Source organism: Burkholderia pyrrocinia, from assembly GCF_022809715.1.
GTDB lineage: Bacteria > Pseudomonadota > Gammaproteobacteria > Burkholderiales > Burkholderiaceae > Burkholderia > Burkholderia pyrrocinia_C.
Map to the genome: position 1 here is coordinate 367,844 of NZ_CP094459.1, position 19,039 is coordinate 386,882.

Annotated in this window: 15 protein-coding genes; 14 read left to right on the plus strand and 1 reads right to left on the minus strand. The window is 67.4% G+C overall.

Features of this window, described 5'->3' with window-relative positions; all coding sequences use genetic code 11:
* The first annotated feature begins 92 nt into the window (after window positions 1-92).
* The 12 genes from MRS60_RS01705 to ugpQ all read left to right on the plus strand — a co-directional run bounded on the left by MRS60_RS01705 (window position 93) and on the right by ugpQ (window position 12,236).
* Complete coding sequence (locus tag MRS60_RS01705; protein WP_034183618.1) at window positions 93-1,016, plus strand: competence protein ComA; 924 nt, start codon at window positions 93-95, stop codon at window positions 1,014-1,016.
* On the plus strand, window positions 1,016-1,660 hold the full coding sequence (locus MRS60_RS01710) for a fimbrial protein (RefSeq protein ID WP_105391658.1): 645 nt from the start codon (window positions 1,016-1,018) through the stop codon (window positions 1,658-1,660). The genes MRS60_RS01705 and MRS60_RS01710 overlap by 1 nt, the downstream gene beginning before the upstream one ends.
* Entirely contained in the window at window positions 1,657-2,523 is an 867-nt protein-coding gene (locus MRS60_RS01715; RefSeq protein WP_243565128.1) for a pilus assembly protein, read from the plus strand. The genes MRS60_RS01710 and MRS60_RS01715 overlap by 4 nt, the downstream gene beginning before the upstream one ends.
* A complete protein-coding gene (locus MRS60_RS01720) occupies window positions 2,520-4,154 on the plus strand; it encodes a type IV pilus secretin PilQ (protein WP_243565129.1) in 1,635 nt (544 codons plus the stop codon). The genes MRS60_RS01715 and MRS60_RS01720 overlap by 4 nt, the downstream gene beginning before the upstream one ends.
* A gap of 40 nt (window positions 4,155-4,194) precedes the next feature.
* The gene (gene aroK / locus MRS60_RS01725; protein WP_034183621.1) at window positions 4,195-4,749 is read left to right on the plus strand and encodes a shikimate kinase AroK; all 555 of its coding nucleotides are present in this window, start codon (window positions 4,195-4,197) and stop codon (window positions 4,747-4,749) included.
* Window positions 4,746-5,825: a 3-dehydroquinate synthase gene (gene aroB, locus MRS60_RS01730; RefSeq protein WP_034183622.1), complete on the plus strand. Its 1,080-nt coding sequence runs from the start codon at window positions 4,746-4,748 to the stop codon at window positions 5,823-5,825. Before aroK ends, aroB begins: the two co-directional genes overlap by 4 nt.
* A 41-nt stretch (window positions 5,826-5,866) precedes the next feature.
* Window positions 5,867-7,075, plus strand: a complete 1,209-nt coding sequence (locus tag MRS60_RS01735; RefSeq protein WP_432207827.1) for a deoxyguanosinetriphosphate triphosphohydrolase — start codon at window positions 5,867-5,869, stop codon at window positions 7,073-7,075.
* An 88-nt stretch (window positions 7,076-7,163) separates the two neighbouring features.
* Window positions 7,164-8,498, plus strand: coding sequence for a sn-glycerol-3-phosphate ABC transporter substrate-binding protein UgpB (gene ugpB / locus MRS60_RS01740; protein WP_034183624.1), 1,335 nt, complete (start codon window positions 7,164-7,166; stop codon window positions 8,496-8,498).
* Window positions 8,499-8,598: 100 nt separating this feature from the next.
* Window positions 8,599-9,483, plus strand: coding sequence for a sn-glycerol-3-phosphate ABC transporter permease UgpA (gene ugpA / locus MRS60_RS01745; protein ID WP_243565130.1), 885 nt, complete (start codon window positions 8,599-8,601; stop codon window positions 9,481-9,483).
* Window positions 9,480-10,325 (plus strand): sn-glycerol-3-phosphate ABC transporter permease UgpE, encoded by an 846-nt coding sequence (gene ugpE / locus MRS60_RS01750; RefSeq protein ID WP_217590725.1) that lies wholly within the window; start codon window positions 9,480-9,482, stop codon window positions 10,323-10,325. Before ugpA ends, ugpE begins: the two co-directional genes overlap by 4 nt.
* A gap of 32 nt (window positions 10,326-10,357) precedes the next feature.
* Window positions 10,358-11,443 carry a sn-glycerol-3-phosphate import ATP-binding protein UgpC gene (locus MRS60_RS01755; RefSeq protein WP_034183627.1) on the plus strand — a complete coding sequence of 362 codons (1,086 nt, stop codon included), beginning with the start codon at window positions 10,358-10,360 and terminating at the stop codon, window positions 11,441-11,443.
* A gap of 28 nt (window positions 11,444-11,471) precedes the next feature.
* Window positions 11,472-12,236: a glycerophosphodiester phosphodiesterase gene (gene ugpQ / locus MRS60_RS01760; RefSeq protein WP_217590724.1), complete on the plus strand. Its 765-nt coding sequence runs from the start codon at window positions 11,472-11,474 to the stop codon at window positions 12,234-12,236.
* Window positions 12,237-12,402: 166 nt separating this feature from the next.
* On the opposite strand, the gene MRS60_RS01765 is transcribed toward ugpQ, so the two are convergent.
* The gene (locus MRS60_RS01765) at window positions 12,403-13,134 is read right to left on the minus strand and encodes an OmpW/AlkL family protein (protein ID WP_131947939.1); all 732 of its coding nucleotides are present in this window, start codon (window positions 13,132-13,134) and stop codon (window positions 12,403-12,405) included.
* A 193-nt stretch (window positions 13,135-13,327) separates the two neighbouring features.
* On the opposite strand from MRS60_RS01765, the gene MRS60_RS01770 reads away from it, so the two are divergent.
* Complete coding sequence (locus MRS60_RS01770; RefSeq protein ID WP_027783329.1) at window positions 13,328-14,041, plus strand: transposase; 714 nt, start codon at window positions 13,328-13,330, stop codon at window positions 14,039-14,041.
* 289 nt (window positions 14,042-14,330) lie between these two features.
* Window positions 14,331-19,034, plus strand: coding sequence for a glutamate synthase-related protein (locus tag MRS60_RS01775; RefSeq protein ID WP_217590722.1), 4,704 nt, complete (start codon window positions 14,331-14,333; stop codon window positions 19,032-19,034).
* The last annotated feature ends 5 nt before the right edge of the window (window positions 19,035-19,039 follow it).

Here is a 19,039-nt window from a genome sequence, read left to right on the forward strand (position 1 = left end):
GGCCGTTCGGCCGACTGTCGGCCGAACGCGCCGCTTTGCAGAATCTGGTCTCGGAAACGCGGCGTGGGCCGCGACGATCGCGGGAGGCCGGGATGGCGGGACGATGGATGGCGCGGTTCGCGCAGGGCAGGCACGGGGCGACGGGAATCGACGTCGGGGCGGACGAGGTGAGGGTGGTCGCACTGAGCCGGCGCGCCCGTGCTGTCGATGTGCGCGTCGAGGGGCTCGAGCGGGAGCCGGTCGGGTTGGCGGGCGGGCCGGAAGACGCGCGCTGGGCGGCGGTCGCGCGCTCGCTGGCGGCGGCCGTGTCGCGGCTGTCGGCGGCGGGTGTGCGGTGCGAGGCGTGCGGCGTGATGGCGCTGTGCGATGAAGAGATCCGCACCGCGACGCTCGACCTGGCCGGGCGTGACGACGTCGAGGATGCCGCGCGGCAGGCGGCCGAGCGCATTTCGGGGCTGGCGCCGGACAGCCTCGCGTTCGACTGGCGGCAGGATGACGGCGCGCAGTCTGGCGAGATCGAGGTCGCGGTGGCCCCGCTGGCGCTGCTCGAACGGCGGATCGACGTGGCCGCCCAGGCCGGTGTCGACCTGACGGCCGTCGACGGCGAGTCGGCGGCCGCGCTGCGCGCGTTGCGTTATGCGGCGCAGTTCGAGCTCGACGCGCATGGTCCCTATGCCGCGCTCTGGTTCAGCGACTCGGGCGTGCGAGCGTGGCGGGTCGACGGTGCGCTGGCCGCGCAGGTGCTCGCGCTGTCGGGCGGGGTGCCGGAGGCGTTCTCCGACGCATTGCGCCAGCGCGTGCTCGGGGCCGTGCGTTGCGTACTCGTGGCCGGGGACGAGCGGTGCATCGCCCGCTTCGGGACGTCCGTCGCCGATATCGGCGACGTACTCGGCGTAGTTGCGGTGCCGTTCGACTGCACGGGCTGGGATGGGCAGCCGTGCCCGCCCGCCGGCATGCCGGGCGGCCCGGCATTCGCCGTCGCGTTCGGGTTGGCGTTGCGCGGGGTGTGGGAATGATGACCGGTCGCATGCCGGCACGCGCGTCCGGGCCGGCTGCGGTCGATCGTGCGGGGCTCGGCGGTTTCAACCTGCTGCCGTACCGCGAGCGGCTGGCGCGGGCGTTGCGACGTCGCCGGGCCGCGCAGTGCGGGACGGCAATCCTGCTCGGCGTGCTCGGCGCCGGTCTGTGGACGGGCGCTGCCGCATGGCTGCGGTGGCGCGCGGACGCCGAGCGCGCAAGCGTGGAGACGCGGCTGCGGCAGTTGCAGCCGCGGGTGGAAGTTGCGACGCGCGCCGCCGGTGCAGCGGCCGCCGCCGCTCGGCGCGGCGCGCGGGCAGCCGAGCTCGCCGCGCCTTACCGGCGCGTCGCAGCGCTGCTGGCGACGCTGGCGCAGGTGCGAGACGACGCGGTTCGGCTCGACACGCTGCGCACGACACCGACGGGTGCCGAGCTCGATGCGCGCGCCACGAGTTACCGTGCGGCCGAGCGATGGCTCGCCGGGATGGCGCGCGAGCAGCGGGACTGGCGGATCGATATCGACGCGTTGAAGCCTGCTTCGGATGCACCGGTCGCGTCGACGGGGATGCCGTTCCGGTTCTCGGTCCAACTGCGCTGGCGCGATGCGATGTCGTCGCGGAAGGCGGCGGGAGGCGGCGCATGATGGCGATCGCGCATCGGCCTGCGTCGCGCGGTGAAGCATGGCTGCGCGGCATGCGGCGCGTGTCGCCCGAGGCTGCCCATGCGGCCGGCTGCATATTCGCGTTCGCAACCGTGCTGGCAGGCGGGATTCATCTGGCGAATGCCGCCGACTGGAGCGGGCTCGCGCACAGTCGCACGTTGCTGGCAGAGGCGCAGGTGCGTGAGGCCGATGCACAGCGCGTGCTTGCGGTCGCCGGGCAGCGGCGCAACGCAGATCCGGCACCAGCGCGCGATGACCGCTTGTCGCCTGCGCCGGAATGGGGCGCGCTGATGCTCGAACTGGCCGATCTCGCAGCGTCGAGCGGGCTGCGTCGCGTATCGATCGAACCGCAGCAAGCCGGCGGCGCGGCGCCGGACGGCCGGCGCACGGTGCGTATCGCCGCGGATGGCGGTTTTCGCGCGTTGTTGCACGTGGTCGGCGGACTGGCGAGCTTCCCGGTGCTGGCGGTGCCGTCGGCGCTGCGTGTCGAGCGAGGATTGCAGGCGGCGCGCGTGGAAATGTCCGTCGACGTTTTTCCGGCGCTGCCGGCGGCAACTGGCGCTGGCGGCACGGTGTCGGTTCCGGCAGCGGCGCTCGACGAGGACCCGTTCGACACGGCTGGCTTGTCCGCAGCGGATGATCAGGCGGCCCGCCTGGCCGGCACGATTCGCGACGCGCGCGCCGGTCTCGCGCTGTTCGACGGCGGCGACGGCACGTTCACCGCCGTGGCGCCCGGCGAAGCGCTCGGGGCTGCGCGCGTGGTGCGCGTCGAGCCTGCGGCCGTGACGCTCGCGACGGCGGACGGGGCGCACCGGCTCGTCCTCGATGACGGAGGCCGGCCATGATGAAGTATGGATGTCGGGCACTCGCCGTCGTCTGGGCCGGATTGATGGCGGCCGGGGCAAGTGCGTCATTGCCACCGCTGCCGGCCGTCTGGCCAGCAGCGGTGATGGATGCACAGGTGCCGGGCCTGCCGCCGCCCGGAGGCTTGGCCGATGGCGTGGATGATGCCGTGTCGGCGGAGGTCGGCCCGCAACGGTTCGATCACGCGGCTCACGCGGCGCTTCAGGCGGAAACCGCCGCTCCGGCTCCCCGGCTGGAGGGGCCGCCGATCCCGTTGGCGCCGCCGGCCCGGATCAGCGACGACGCGTCACGGCAACCGGGCGACGCGGACGACACGCGTCGAATCTCGCTGAATCTGCAGGGCGTCGGTCTCGCAGCTGCATTCGACGCGTTCGCCCGGTTCACGGGGCTCAATATCGTCGTCGGCGAGCAGGTGCGCGGCACCGTCACGTTACGTCTGAACAATGTTCGCTGGCGCGATGCATTCGACACGCTGCTCGACACGCACGGGCTCGCGATGTCGCGGCGCGGCAACGTGATATGGGTCACACCGGCGGCCGAACTGGCCGCGCGCGAACGCGAGCGCTTCGAGATGCACGCGCGGGCGGCCGATCTGGAGCCGCTCGCGAGCCGTACGTTCGCGCTGCACTACCCGCGCGCGCAGGACGTGCAACGGCTGCTGGCCGGCGCGACCGGCCAGCGCCTGCTGTCGAAGCGCGGCGCCGCGGCGGCCGATCCGCGCACGAACCTGCTGTTCGTCACCGATCTCGAACCGCGTATTGCACAGATCGCGGGCCTGATCGACGCGATCGACCGGCCGTCGCGGCAGGTCCGGATCGAGGCGCGCATCGTCGAGGGCGAACAGGGCTTCTCGCGCAACCTCGGCGCACGCGTCGCGCTGCGTGCGCAGGGGCGCCCGCCGTCGGGCGACGGCACCACGTTCACGGCGGATGCGCGCAACGCGCTCGACCTTGCCGCGCGGCCGCTCGGCGGCTTCGAGGCGGCAACCGCCGGCTTCACGCTGTTCGCCGCTCCGCTCAGCCGCGTACTCGACATCGAACTGAGCGCACTCGAAGCGCAAGGGCGGGGACAGATCGTTTCGCGTCCACGCGTGGTGACCGCCGATCGCGTCAAGGCCATCGTCGAGCAGGGTTCGGAGCTGCCGTACCAGGCGAAGGTCGGCAACGGCGTGAGCGGCGTGCAGTTCCGCCGCGCGACGCTCAAGCTCGAGGTCGAGCCGCAGATCACGCCCGACGGGCGCGTGGTGCTCGACCTGGACGTGACGAAGGACAGCGTCGGCGAGCCGACGGCGGCCGGCCCGGCGATCCATACGAAGCACGTGCAGACGCGCGTCGAGGTCGAGGACGGCGGGACGGTCGCGATCGGCGGGATCTACGAGCAGTTGCACCGGAACGATGTGACGCGGGTGCCGCTCTTGGGCAAAATACCGATTCTGGGCGCGCTTTTCCGGCACCGCGCGCAGCGCGACCAGCGCAGCGAACTGGTCGTCTTCATCACGCCGACCGTCGTCGATGCGCGCTGCGATGCGCGCGGCACGGCTGGCGCGGATCCCGACAAAACGGGGCCGGAAGCCGCCGGCGCAGGCTCGACAAGGCAGCCGCTTTGCCAGTAAGCTGCGCCACACACCAGCAAGATTGAAGCAGAGGAAGCCGTTGCAAGCGCGGGACCCACATGCAAACGTATTTTTCGTCGGCCTTATGGGAGCGGGTAAGACCACCGTGGGCCGTGCGGTCGCGCGTCGTCTCGACAGGACGTTCTTCGACTCCGACCACGAAATCGAGGCCCGCACGGGCGCGCGCATTCCGGTGATCTTCGAGCTGGAGGGCGAGGCCGGGTTTCGCGATCGCGAAACGCAGGTGATCGCCGAGCTCACGCAGCGCGAGAACATCGTGCTCGCGACGGGCGGCGGCGCGGTGCTGCGCCCGGAAAATCGCGAGTGCCTGAAAAGCAATGGCATCGTCGTCTATCTGCGTGCCAATCCGCACGATCTGTGGCTGCGCACGCGCAAGGACAAGAACCGCCCGCTGCTGCAGACCGAAGATCCGAAGGGGCGCCTCGAAGCGCTCTACGAAGTGCGCGACCCGCTGTACCGCGAATGCGCGGATTTCGTCATCGAGACCGGCCGTCCGTCGGTCAATGGTCTCGTCAACATGGTGCTGATGCAACTCGAACTGGCGGGCGTCATCGCCAAGCCGCTACAAGCATGATTACTGTCAACGTCGATCTGGGCGACCGCGCCTATCCGATTCATATTGGCGCCGGCCTGATCGGCCGCGCGGAGTTGTTCGCGCCTCACATCAAGGGTTCGTCCGTCACGATCGTCACGAACACGACGGTCGATCCGCTTTACGGCGACACGCTGCGCGCGGCGCTCGCGCCGCTTGGCAAGCAGGTGTCGACGGTCGTGCTGCCGGACGGCGAGGCGTACAAGAACTGGGAAACGCTGAACCTGATCTTCGACGGCCTGCTGACCGGGCGCGCGGATCGCAAGACGACGCTCGTCGCGCTCGGCGGCGGCGTGGTCGGCGACATGACGGGCTTTGCCGCCGCGTGCTACATGCGCGGCGTGCCGTTCATCCAGGTGCCGACCACGCTGCTGTCGCAGGTCGATTCGTCGGTCGGCGGCAAGACGGGCATCAACCACCCGCTCGGCAAGAACATGATCGGCGCGTTCTATCAGCCGCAAGCCGTGATCGCGGACATCGGCGCGCTGGCGACGCTGCCCGACCGCGAACTGGCGGCCGGCGTCGCCGAGATCATCAAGACCGGCGCGATCGCCGATGCGGAATTCTTCGACTGGATCGAGGCGAACGTCGACGCGCTGAACCGTCGCGAGCCGGCAGCGCTCGCGCACGCCGTGAAGCGCTCGTGCGAGATCAAGGCGAGCGTGGTCGCGGCCGACGAGCGCGAAGGCGGCCTGCGCGCGATCCTGAACTTCGGCCACACGTTCGGCCATGCGATCGAGGCCGGGCTCGGCTACGGCGAGTGGCTGCACGGCGAGGCGGTCGGCTGCGGGATGGTGATGGCGGGCGACCTGTCGGTACGGCTCGGCATGCTCGACGAAGCGTCGCGGCAGCGGCTCGACGCGGTGATCGCGGCCGCGCACCTGCCGACCCGCGGGCCCGCGCTCGGCGATGCGCGCTATATGGATTTGATGCGCGTCGACAAGAAGGCTGAAGCCGGCGCGATCAAATTCATCCTGCTGAAGCGATTCGGCGATACGCTGATCACGCAGGCGCCGGACGAAGCCGTATTCGCTACACTGGCGCAGACAACCCGGTAACGGCGGCCCGGATGCCCCGGCGCCCCTGACATGGAGGAGACGTGAGCGAGACATCCAGCAGCACACTGCCCGAAGCCGGCCGCGCATCCGCTGCGCCGGTGGCCGAGCCGCCGACGCTGGCGGCGCTGGAAGCCCATCTCGCTCCGTATGCCGCCCACGCGTCGCAATCGTGTGGCCGCCGCCATCCGGAAACGCCGCCGGCGGCGCGCACCGAATTCCAGCGCGACCGCGATCGCATCGTCCATTCGACCGCGTTTCGCCGGCTCGAATACAAGACGCAGGTCTTCGTCAATCACGAAGGCGACCTGTTCCGCACGCGCCTCACGCACAGCCTCGAAGTCGCGCAGATCGCGCGCTCGGTCGCGCGCAACCTGCGCCTGAACGAGGATCTCGTCGAGGCGATCTCGCTCGCGCACGATCTCGGCCATACGCCGTTCGGCCATGCCGGCCAGGACGCGTTGAATGCATGCATGCGTGACCACGGCGGCTTCGAGCACAACCTGCAGAGCCTTGCCGTCGTCGACGAGCTCGAGGAACATTACGGCGCGTTCGACGGGCTGAACCTGTGCTTCGAGACGCGCGAAGGCATTCTGAAGCACTGCTCGCGCGAGAACGCACGCAAGCTCGGCGCGCTCGGCGAGCGCTTCCTGCAGGGCCGGCAGCCGTCGCTCGAAGCGCAGCTCGCGAACATCGCGGACGAAATTGCCTACAACAATCACGACGTCGACGACGGCCTGCGTTCCGGCCTGATCACGATCGAGCAGCTCGCGGAAGTCGAGCTGTGGCAGCGCCACTACGAAGCGGCGCTCGCCGAATTCCCGCATCTCGAAGGCCGCCGCCTCGTGCACGAGACGGTACGCCGCATCATCAACACGCTGATCGTCGACCTGATCGACGAGACGACGCGCAATCTCGCGCGTGTCGCGCCCGCGTCGCTCGACGACGTGCGCGCCGCGCCGCCGCTCGTGTCGCACAGCGCGACGGTCGCCGCGCAGGCGGCCGCCCTCAAGCGTTTCCTCTTCAAGAACCTGTATCGCCACTACAAGGTGATGCGCATGGCGAGCAAGGCGCAGCGCGTCGTCACGGGGCTGTTCGACGCGTTCATCGACGATCCGCGTCTGCTGCCGCCGCCGTACCAGTCGGACGACACAGCGCAGCAGCCGCGTCTCGTCGCGCACTACATCGCCGGAATGACCGACCGCTTCGCGCTGAAGGAATATCAGCGCCTGTTCGTCATCAACGACAACTGACTGTCACAAACGATCACTAGACTTCGCCGGTTCAATGGCGACGGGAATGTTGCATACGCTGTTGGTAACGTTTTCATAGGAGAGGTCGATGAAGAAGAAGCCTGCGGGGACCATGGTTCGTTCGATCGCGCTCGGCGGCGCGCTGATGTTCGGGGTGCAGCACGTGGCGTTCGCCGCGACGGAGATCCAGTTCTGGCATGCGATGGAGGCCGCGCTCGGCGAGCGGGTCAACGCGATTGCCGAGCAGTTCAACGCGTCGCAGAGCGACTACAAGATCGTGCCGGTCTTCAAGGGCACCTACGATCAGGCGCTTGCTGCCGGCATCGCCGCCTATCGCAGCGGCAACGCGCCGGCGATCCTCCAGGTCTATGAAGTCGGCACGGCCACGATGATGCAGGCGAAGAAGGCCGTCGTGCCCGTCTACGACGTGTTCAAGCAGGCCGGCGTGCCGCTCGACGAAAAGGCGTTCGTGCCGACCATCTCGAGCTATTACAGCGACGCGAAGACGGGCCATCTCGTGTCGATGCCGTTCAACAGCTCGACGCCGGTGCTGTACTACAACAAGGACGCGTTCAAGAAGGCCGGGCTCGACCCGAACCAGCCGCCGAAGACGTGGGACGACGTGAAGGCCGATGCCGAGAAGCTGCGCAAGTCGGGGATGGCGTGCGGCTTCACGACCGGCTGGCAGGGCTGGATCCAGCTCGAGAACTACAGCGCATGGCACGGGCTGCCGTTCGCGAGCCGCAACAACGGTTTCGACGGCACCGACGCGGCGCTCGAATTCAACAAGCCGCAGCAGATCGCGCACGTCGCGTTCCTGCAGCAGATGGCGAAGGACGGCACGTTCACGTACGCGGGCCGCAAGGATGAAGCATCGGCGAAGTTCTACAGCGGCGACTGCGGGATCCTGACGACGTCGTCGGGCGCGCTCGCGAACGTGCAGAAATTCGCGAAGTTCAGCTACGGCACGGGCATGATGCCGTACGACGCGAACGTGAAGGGCGCGCCGCAGAACGCGATCATCGGCGGCGCGAGCCTGTGGGTACTGGCCGGCAAGGATCCGGCGACCTACAAGGGCGTCGCGAAATTCCTCGCATACCTCGCATCGCCGGCCGTCGCCGCGAAGTGGCACCAGGACACGGGCTACCTGCCGGTCACGACCGCCGCGTACGACCTCACGCGCCAGCAGGGCTTCTACGCGAAGAACCCGAGCGCCGAAACCGCGATCAAGCAGATGCTGAACAAGCCGCCGCTGCCTTACACGAAGGGGCTGCGTCTGGGCAACATGCCGCAGATCCGCACGATCGTCGACGAGGAGTTCGAGCAGGTCTGGGCGCAGAAGAAGTCGCCGAAGGACGCGCTCGATTCGGCGGCCTCGCGCGGCGACGAACTGCTGCGCCGCTTCGAGAAGTCGGGCGGCTGAGCACGCATCGCTTCGTGCCGCCGGCCGCGCCGCGCATGCGTGCGTGCGTGCGGTCCGGCGGCGCGGTTTCCTTTCCGTTTCGCCTGACCGGATATCCGCGATGCAATCCCGTTCCCGCTTCGGTACGAGCCTGGTGCCGTACCTGCTGATCGCGCCGCAGCTCGCGATCACCGCCGTGTTCTTCCTGTGGCCGGCCGGCGTCGCGCTGTGGCAGTCGACGCAGATGCAGGACGCGTTCGGCACGTCGAGCGAATTCGTCGGCTTCGCGAACTTCACGCACCTGTTCGCCGATCCGCTGTACCTCGATTCGTTTCGCACGACGCTCGTGTTCAGCTCGCTCGTCACGGTGAGCGGGCTCGTCGTGTCGCTGCTGCTCGCCGCGTGCGCCGACCGCGTGATCCGCGGCGCGCGCGTGTACCGCACGCTGCTGATCTGGCCATACGCGGTCGCACCGACGATCGCGGCCGTGCTGTGGGCATTCCTGTTCAACCCGAGCATCGGCCTGATCACCTATGCGCTCGCGAAGGGCGGCATCGTGTGGAACCATGCGCTGAACGGCGAGCAGGCGATGTTCCTCGTCGTGCTCGCGTCGGTGTGGAAACAGGTGAGCTACAACTTCCTGTTTTTCTACGCGGGCCTGCAGGCGATCCCGCGCTCGCTGATCGAGGCGGCGGCGATCGACGGCGCGGGGCCGGTGCGGCGCTTCTTCAACATCGTGTTGCCATTGCTGTCGCCGACGAGTTTCTTCCTGCTGGTCGTGAATCTCGTCTACGCGTTCTTCGACACCTTCCCGGTGATCGACGCGGCCACCGGCGGCGGCCCGGCGCAGAGCACGAAGACGCTGATCTACAAGATCTTCGCGGAGGGCTTCCAGGGGCTCGACATCGGCAGCTCGGGCGCACAGTCGGTCGTGCTGATGATCATCGTCGTCGGGCTTACGGTGATCCAGTTCCGCTTCGTCGAACGCAGGGTGCAATACGCATGATCGAAAATCGCAAGGGCTTCGACCTGTTCTGCCACGCGGTGCTGGTCGCGGGCATCGTGCTGATCGTGTTCCCCGTCTACGTCGCGTTCTGCGCGGCGACGATGAATGCGCAGGAAGTGTTCACGGTGCCGCTGTCGCTGGTGCCGAGCACGCATCTGTTCGAGAACATCGCGTACATCTGGGGGCACGGCAGCGGCGGCACGACGGCGCCGTTCGGCCGCCTGCTCGTGAACAGCTTCGCGATGGCGCTCGGCATCGCGGTCGGCAAGATCGCGATGTCGATCCTGTCCGCGTACGCGATTGTCTACTTCCGCTTCCCGTTCCGCAACACGGCGTTCTGGCTGATCTTCGTCACGCTGATGCTGCCGGTGGAAGTGCGGATCTTCCCGACCGTGCAGGTCGTGTCGACGCTGCACCTGACGAACACCTACGCGGGGCTCACGCTGCCGCTGATCGCATCGGCGACCGCGACGTTCCTGTTCCGCCAGTTCTTCATGACGCTGCCCGACGAGCTGATGGATGCCGCGCGCATCGACGGCGCGGGCGCGCTGCGCTTCTTCTGGGACGTCGTGCTGCCGCTGTCGAAGACGAGCATCGCGGCGCTGTTCGTGATCACGTTCATCTACGGCTGGAACCAGTATCTGTGGCCGATCCTGATCACGACGGAGGCATCGCTGTCGACCGCGGTGGTGGGCATCAAGACGATGATCGCGAGCGGCGACGCCGCGACCGAATGGCAATACGTGATGGCGGCGACGCTGCTGGCGATGATTCCGCCGCTCGTCGTCGTGCTGGCGATGCAGCGCTGGTTCGTGCGCGGCCTCGTCGATTCCGAGAAATGAATGACGGACGGCAACCGGGAGAAAGACCAAGTATGGCTGCGCTGAGCTTGAAGGGCGTCAGGAAATCCTACGACGGCAAGCAGCATGTGCTGCATGGCATCGACGTCGAGATCGCCGACGGCGAATTCATCGTGCTGGTCGGCCCGTCGGGCTGCGGCAAATCGACGTTGCTGCGGATGATCGCGGGGCTCGAGAGCGTGACGGATGGCGAGATCGCGATCGGCGAGCGCGTCGTCAACGCGCTGGAGCCGAAGGATCGAGACATCGCGATGGTGTTCCAGAACTATGCGCTGTACCCGCACATGACGGTCGCGCAGAACATGGGCTACGGGCTGAAGATCCGCGGGATCGAGCGTGCGGCGATCGACTCGCGGGTGGCCGCGGCCGCGAAGATCCTCGAGCTCGAGCCGCTGCTCGCGCGGCGGCCGCGCGAGCTGTCGGGCGGCCAGCGGCAGCGCGTCGCGATGGGGCGCGCGATCGTGCGCGAGCCGTCGGTGTTCCTGTTCGACGAACCGTTGTCGAACCTCGACGCGAAGCTGCGCGTGCAGATGCGGCTCGAGATCCAGCGGCTGCATGCGCGGCTCGCGACGACGAGCGTCTACGTGACGCACGACCAGATCGAGGCGATGACGCTCGCGCAGCGTGTGATCGTGATGAACCGCGGCTACGCGGAGCAGATCGGTGCACCGGTCGACGTGTACGAGAAGCCGGCGACGGTGTTCGTCGCGGGCTTCATCGGCTCGCCCGCGATGAACCTGATGCACGGCCGGCTGTCGGACGACGGCGCGACCTTTACGGTCGCGGGCGGCGGCCCCGCGCTGCCGGTCGCCGGCGCGCCCGGTATCGGCGCGGAGATCGCCACCGGGCGCGACTGGGTGCTCGGCGTACGCCCCGAACACATGACGCCGCAGCCGGGCGTCGCGCAGGCGACGCTGCCCGTCGACTCGTGCGAGCTGCTCGGCGCCGACAATCTCGCGCACGGCCGCTGGGGCAACCACGACGTCGCGGTGCGCCTGCCGCACGCGGACCGTCCGGCGCGCGGCACGGCGCTGGCGGCCGCGCTGCCCGCGCACCGGCTGCATTTCTTCGATCCCGAAACCGGCAAGCGTGCCGGCTGAACCTGCTGCATTTGCCGAGAGGCCGACGATGACTTCCCGTACCGACTGGCCTTATCCGCGCGTCGTCGCCCATCGCGGCGGCGGCACGCTCGCGCCGGAGAACACGCTCGCCGCGCTCGACGAGGGGGCGCGACGCGGTCACCGGATGGTCGAGTTCGACGCGAAGCTGTCGGCCGACGACGTGACGTTCCTGCTGCACGACGACACGGTCGACCGAACCTCGAACGGCCAGGGGGCAGCGGCGGGCATGCGTTATGCGGCGCTGGCCGCGCTCGACGCGGGCGCATGGCTCGACGCGCGCTTCGCGGGCGAGCGGATGCCGACGCTCGAGGCGGCGGCGGCGCGCTGCATCGCGCACGGCCTGGCCGCGAATGTCGAGATCAAGCCGTGCCCGGGGCGCGAGCGCGAGACGGGGCAGCGCGTGGCGGCCGACGCGGCCGCGTACTGGCGCGATGCCGAGATCCCTCCGCTGCTGTCGTCGTTCTCGTTCGATGCGCTGCAGCAGGCGCGCGCGACCGTGCCGGCGCTGCCGCGCGGGATGCTCTACGAGGCCGTGCCGGACGACTGGCATGCGCAGGTCGTCGACGCGCTCGGCTGCGTATCGTTGCATGCAGACCACAAACGGCTCGATGAACCGCTCGTGCGCGCGATCAAGGCGGCCGGGCTGCGCATCCTGGTGTACACGGTGAACGACCTCGAACGGGCGCGCGAACTCGCGCGCTGGGGCGTCGACGCGGTCTGCACTGACCGGATCGACCTGATCGCCCCCGATGCGCTGGACGATATCGCGTAGCGGGGCCGGTCCCGCGCGATGGCGGGTGCGGGAAGACCCTGAGACAAAAAAACGACGCCCCGACGGGAATCCCGCCGGGGCGTTTTGCATCGTGGAGACGTTACGTCACGAAAATTCCGCTACAAATTGCAGCAGGATTAACCATTCCCCAAATATTCGACTACGCTTAGAAGCGGTAGCCGACGTTCAGATACGTGACGATCGGGTTGAGCGAGATCTTCGCTTTCGACGTTTCGGTCAGGGTGCCGACCGGCGTCCGGCGGGCCGTCGTGAAGGTCGCGGTCACGCTGACCGGGATGTACGAGATCGACAGGCCTGCGAACCAGTGTTTCGTGAAGTTGTACGAGAAGCCGGCGTTGAAGACGGGCGCCCACTGGTTGCTGGTCGTTGCGCTGGTCGGGCCGCCGAGCACGCCGTTCTCGAACGTGCCGTTCGTGATCTTTGCGCCGGTGAACCAGACATACGTCGCGCCGACGCCGACATACGGACGGAACTTCGCGTTGGCGTCGTTGAAGTGGTAGCGAAGCAATACGGCGGGGCTCCACTGGTACGCACGGCCGAGTACGCCGAACTTTTCGAACTGACCCTTGCCGGTAATGTCGAACTTCGGCGGTATCCCCATAACGAGCTCGGTGGAGATGTGGTCGGTGACGAAGTAGCCAGTTGCGAGCCCAAGCGTGTCGGCGTCATTGATGCCGGCGCCCGTGTTGGGAATCGATTGGTTGATGGGCGTGCCGCCAACGCGGTACACGAACAGCGGGTCGCTGCTGTCCTGCGGCGACAGGTGGAACCAGCCGGTGCTGACGTAGAAATCACCTGCGGATTGTGCGTGTGCCGTACCGCCCGCAAACGTGAATGCGAGCGCTGCGGCCCCCGTAATGGCCAGTTTTCGTTTCATTGTGTCTCCTCCGATCAAAGGCGTGCTCATTATGACGACTGCGTTTAAAACCAAACAAGCTCGTAAGTTAGAGTTTTCACCCTAGGATTAGTACGACCGTACGTATCCGCGCACCGACAGGACGGGCATTCTACGCAGGTGCGCATTTTCGGACCTCCGGGTATTTCCTAACGCGTTCAAACGGACATTCAGCATGGCACGGTTAGCACGACTCTACGTTCCCGACCAGCCGCAGCACGTGATACTGCGCGGCCTGGATCAGCAACCCGCGTTCGTCGACGACCAGGACTACGAACTCTTCATCGATTGCCTGAAGGCCGCCGCGCGCGATCATCACCTGTCGGTGCATGCCTATGTGCTGCTGCCGCGCCAGGTGCAACTCCTCGTGACGCCGAGCGACGAGGCGAGCCTGCCGAAAGCGATGCAGGCCGTCGGTCGCCGCTACGTCGCGCATTTCAACCGGCGCTATTCGCGGCGCGGCACCCTGTGGGAAGGCCGCTATCGCGCGACCGTGATCGAAGGCGAGCGCTATTTCCTGCTCGCGAGCCGCGTGGTCGAGATGAGCCCGGTGCGCTCGCAGCTCGTCGCGACGCCCGAAGCCTATCGCTGGTCGAGCTACCGGCATCACGTCGGGCTCACCGTCGACAGCCTGATCACCGACCATCCGCTCTACTGGGCGCTCGGCAACACGCCGTTCGACCGCCAGCGTGCGTACAAGGAGCTGTGCGAGCAGCCGCTCGACGAGCGGCAGGCCGACCAGTTGCAGCAGGCGACGCTGAAGGGCTGGGTGCTCGGCGGCGAGAACTACCGCGAGTGGGCGGCGCGCACCGCGAACCGGCGCGTGTCGCCGCTGCCGCGCGGACGCCCCAGAAAGGTGCGCGAGAACACGCCGCCGATCCAGCAATAACGCGGGAACGGCGGCCGGGAAGCGGCGCTGCGGGCGCCGCTTCTTTTTGCACCAAAACGATACAGCCCCAATAAAACAGCACCAGATCGAAGCATCCGTTTAATTGGGGTTCGATCAAGCTGTTTTTGTTGCTATTCCTTTGATTCGTCGCGTATATTCCGAATTCCGGTGGCCCGGGCGAAGCATGCCCACCCACTGTCGGCCGCGCCGTCTCCCGTCGGGAGCGGGATCGACGGCAACAACAAAACGGTTCAACGGCCCTCCAGGCCCCCTTTACGACGGTGTCCCCATGAACGACCACCAGCAGCCGCTCGCCGCGGTGCCCGCCGCACAAGGTCTGTACGACCCGCAAAACGAACACGACGCCTGTGGCGTCGGCTTCGTCGCTCACATCAAGGGCAAGAAGAGCCACGAGATCATCCAGCAGGGTCTGAAGATCCTCGAGAACCTCGATCACCGCGGCGCGGTCGGCGCCGATCCGCTGATGGGCGACGGCGCGGGCATCCTGATCCAGATTCCGGACGCGTTCTATCGCGAGGAAATGTCGAAGCAGGGCGTGATGCTGCCGCCCGCCGGCGAATACGGGGTCGGGATGATCTTCCTGCCGAAGGAAAACGCGTCGCGTCTCGCGTGCGAGCAGGAGCTCGAGCGCACGGTGAAGGCCGAAGGCCAGGTCGTGCTCGGCTGGCGCGACGTGCCGGTCGACCATGCGATGCCGATTTCGCCGACCGTGAAGGCGAGCGAGCCGCTGATCCGCCAGATCTTCATCGGCCGCGGCAAGGACATCATGGTGACGGACGCGCTCGAGCGGAAGCTGTACGTGATCCGCAAGACGGCGAGCCACCGCATCCAGGCACTGAAGCTCAAGCACGGCAAGGAATACTTCGTGCCGTCGATGTCGGCGCGCACGGTCGTCTACAAGGGGCTGCTGCTGGCCGGCCAGGTCGGCGTGTATTACCGCGACCTGCAGGACGCGCGCGTCGTGTCGGCGCTCGCGCTCGTGCACCAGCGCTTCTCGACCAACACGTTCCCGGCGTGGGAACTGGCCCACCCGTACCGGATGATCGCGCACAACGGCGAGATCAACACCGTGAAGGGCAACGTGAACTGGCTGAACGCGCGTACCGGCGCGATCGCGTCGCACGTGCTCGCCGACGATCTGCCGAAGCTGTGGCCGCTGATCTACCCGGGCCAGTCGGACACCGCATCGTTCGACAACTGTCTCGAACTGCTGGTGATGGCCGGCTACCCGCTCGTGCACGCGGTGATGATGATGATCCCGGAAGCGTGGGAACAGCACACGCTGATGGACGAGAACCGCCGCGCGTTCTACGAATACCACGCCGCGATGATGGAGCCGTGGGACGGCCCGGCCGCGATCGCGTTCACCGACGGCCGCCAGATCGGCGCGACGCTCGACCGTAACGGCCTGCGTCCGGCGCGCTACATCGTCACGGACGACGACCTCGTGATCATGGCGTCGGAAGCCGGCACGCTGCCGATCCCCGAATCGAAGATCGTCAAGAAGTGGCGCCTGCAGCCGGGCAAGATGTTCCTGATCGACATGGAACACGGCCGCATCATCGACGACAAGGAACTGAAGGACAACCTCGCGAACGCGAAGCCGTACAAGAGCTGGATCGACGCCGTGCGCATCAAGCTCGACGAGATCGAGCCGAAGGCCGAGGAAGTCGCGGCCGGCCGCACGCAGGGCGCCGCGCTGCTCGACCGCCAGCAGGCGTTCGGCTATACGCAGGAAGACCTGAAGTTCCTGATGGCGCCGATGGCGCTGCAGGGCGAAGAGGCCGTCGGTTCGATGGGCAACGACTCGCCGCTGGCGGTGATGTCGAACAAGAACAAGACGCTCTATCACTACTTCAAGCAGCTGTTCGCGCAGGTCACGAACCCGCCGATCGACCCGATCCGCGAGAACATGGTCATGTCGCTCGTGTCGTTCATCGGCCCGAAGCCGAACCTGCTCGACACGAACAACATCAACCCGCCGATGCGTCTCGAAGTGTCGCAGCCGGTGCTCGACTTCAAGGACATCGCGAAGATCCGTGCGATCGACCAGTACACGGGCGGCAAGTTCAGCGCGTACGAACTGAACATCTGCTACCCGGTCGCTTGGGGCAAGGAAGGCATCGAGGCGCGCCTCGCGTCGCTGTGCGCGGAAGCCGTCGACGCGGTGAAGTCGGGCTACAACATGCTGATCGTGTCGGACCGCAAGACGGACGCCGAGCACGTCGCGATTCCGGCGCTGCTCGCCACGTCGGCGATCCACACGCACCTCGTGCAGCAAGGGCTGCGCACGAGCACGGGCCTCGTCGTCGAAACGGGCTCCGCGCGTGAAACGCACCACTTCGCGCTGCTCGCGGGCTACGGCGCGGAAGCCGTGCACCCGTACCTCGCGATGGAAACGCTCGCGAAGATGGCCGAGGGCCTGTCGGGCGACCTGTCGCCGGAGAAGGCCGTCTACAACTTCACGAAGGCAGTCGGCAAGGGCCTGCAGAAGGTGATGTCGAAGATGGGCATCTCGACGTACATGTCGTACACGGGCGCGCAGATCTTCGAAGCGCTCGGCCTGTCGAGCGACCTCGTCGAGAAGTACTTCAAGGGCACGGCGTCGAAGGTCGGCGGCATCGGCCTGTTCGAAGTCGCGGAAGAGGCGATCCGCCTGCACCGCGACGCGTTCGGCGACAGCCCGGTCCTGCGCGACATGCTCGACGCGGGCGGCGAGTACGCGTACCGCGTGCGCGGCGAAGACCACATGTGGACGCCGGATTCGATCGCGAAGCTGCAGCACGCGACGCGCAGCAACTCATACCAGACGTACAAGGAATACGCGCACCTGATCAACGACCAGACCAAGCGTCACATGACGTTCCGCGGCCTGTTCGAGTTCAAGGTGTCGCCGGCGAAGGCGATTTCGATCGACGAAGTCGAACCGGCGAAGGACATCGTCAAGCGCTTTGCGACGGGTGCGATGTCGCTCGGTTCGATCAGCACCGAAGCGCACGCGACGCTCGCGATCGCGATGAACCGGATCGGCGGCAAGTCGAACACCGGCGAAGGCGGCGAGGACGAAAAGCGCTATCGCAACGAACTGCGCGGCATTCCGATCAAGTCGGGCGAGACGCTGAAGTCGGTGATCGGCGACGAGATTGTCAGCGACATTCCGCTGAAGGACGGCGATTCGTTGCGCTCGAAGATCAAGCAGGTCGCGTCGGGCCGCTTCGGCGTCACCGCCGAGTACCTCGCGTCGGCCGACCAGATCCAGATCAAGATGGCGCAGGGCGCGAAGCCGGGCGAAGGCGGCCAGCTGCCGGGCCACAAGGTGTCCGAATACATCGGCAAGCTGCGCTATTCGGTGCCGGGCGTCGGCCTGATCTCGCCGCCGCCGCACCACGACATCTACTCGATCGAGGATCTGGCGCAGCTGATCCACGACCTGAAGAACGTGAACCCGAGCTCGAGCATCTCGGTGAAGCTGGTGTCGGAAGTGGGCGTCGGCACGGTCGCGGCCGGTGTCGCGAAGGCGAAGGCCGATCACGTCGTGATCGCCGGCCATGACGGCGGCACGGGCGCATCGCCGCTGTCGTCGGTCAAGCACGCCGGTACGCCGTGGGAACTCGGCCTCGCCGAAACGCAGCAGACGCTGGTGCTGAACCGCCTGCGCGGCCGCATCCGCGTGCAGGCCGACGGCCAGATGAAGACGGGCCGCGACGTCGTGATCGGTGCGCTGCTCGGCGCGGACGAATTCGGCTTCGCGACGGCACCGCTCGTCGTCGAAGGCTGCATCATGATGCGCAAGTGCCACCTGAACACGTGCCCGGTCGGCGTCGCGACGCAGGATCCGGTGCTGCGTGCGAAGTTCAAGGGCCAGCCCGAGCACGTCGTGAACTACTTCTTCTTCGTCGCCGAGGAAGTGCGCGAGATCATGGCGCAGCTCGGCATCGCGAAGTTCGACGACCTGATCGGCCGCGCCGACCTGCTCGATACGCGCAAGGGCGTCGAGCACTGGAAGGCGAAGGGCCTCGACTTTTCGCGCGTGTTCTACCAGCCGGAAGAATGCGAGGACGTCGCGCCGCGTCACGTCGACGTGCAGGATCACGGCCTCGAGCGTGCGCTCGACCACGTGCTGATCGAGAAGGCGAAGGCCGCGATCGAGAACGGCGAGCATGTGTCGTTCATCCAGCCGGTGCGCAACGTGAACCGCACGGTCGGCGCGATGCTGTCGGGCGTGATCGCGAAGAAGCACGGCCATGACGGCCTGGCCGACGACGCGGTGCACATCCAGCTGAAGGGCACGGCCGGCCAGAGCTTCGGCGCGTTCCTCGCGAAGGGCGTGACGCTCGATCTCGTCGGCGACGGCAACGACTACGTCGGCAAGGGCCTGTCGGGCGGCCGGATCATTATCCGGCCGACCAACGACTTCCGCGGCAAGTCCGAGGAAAACATCATCTGCGGCAACACGGTGATGTACGGCGCGATCGAAGGCGAAGCGTTTTTCCGCGGCGTCGCGGGCGAGCGCTTCTGCGTGCGCAACTCGGGCGCGACGGCGGTCGTCGAAGGCACGGGCGACCACGGCTGCGAATACATGACGGGCGGCACGGTCGTCGTGCTCGGCGAGACGGGGCGCAACTTCGCGGCCGGCATGTCGGGCGGCCTCGCGTACATCTACGATCCGGAAGGCATGTTCGCGGCGAAGTGCAACAAGTCGATGGTCGCGCTCGAGCCGGTGCTGCAGCAGGCCGAGCAGGAGCGCACGGTCGATCGCGCACTCTGGCACGCAGGCACGACGGACGAAGCGCTGCTCAAGGGGCTCGTCGAGCGTCATTTCCAGTTCACGGGTTCGCCGCGCGCGAAGTCGCTGCTGGAAAACTGGGACGCGGCGCGCCGCCAGTTCGTGAAGGTGTTCCCGCACGAATACAAGCGCGCGCTGGGCGAGATCGGTGCGAAGAAGGCAGCGAAGGAAGTGCTGGCCGCCTGAGCGAC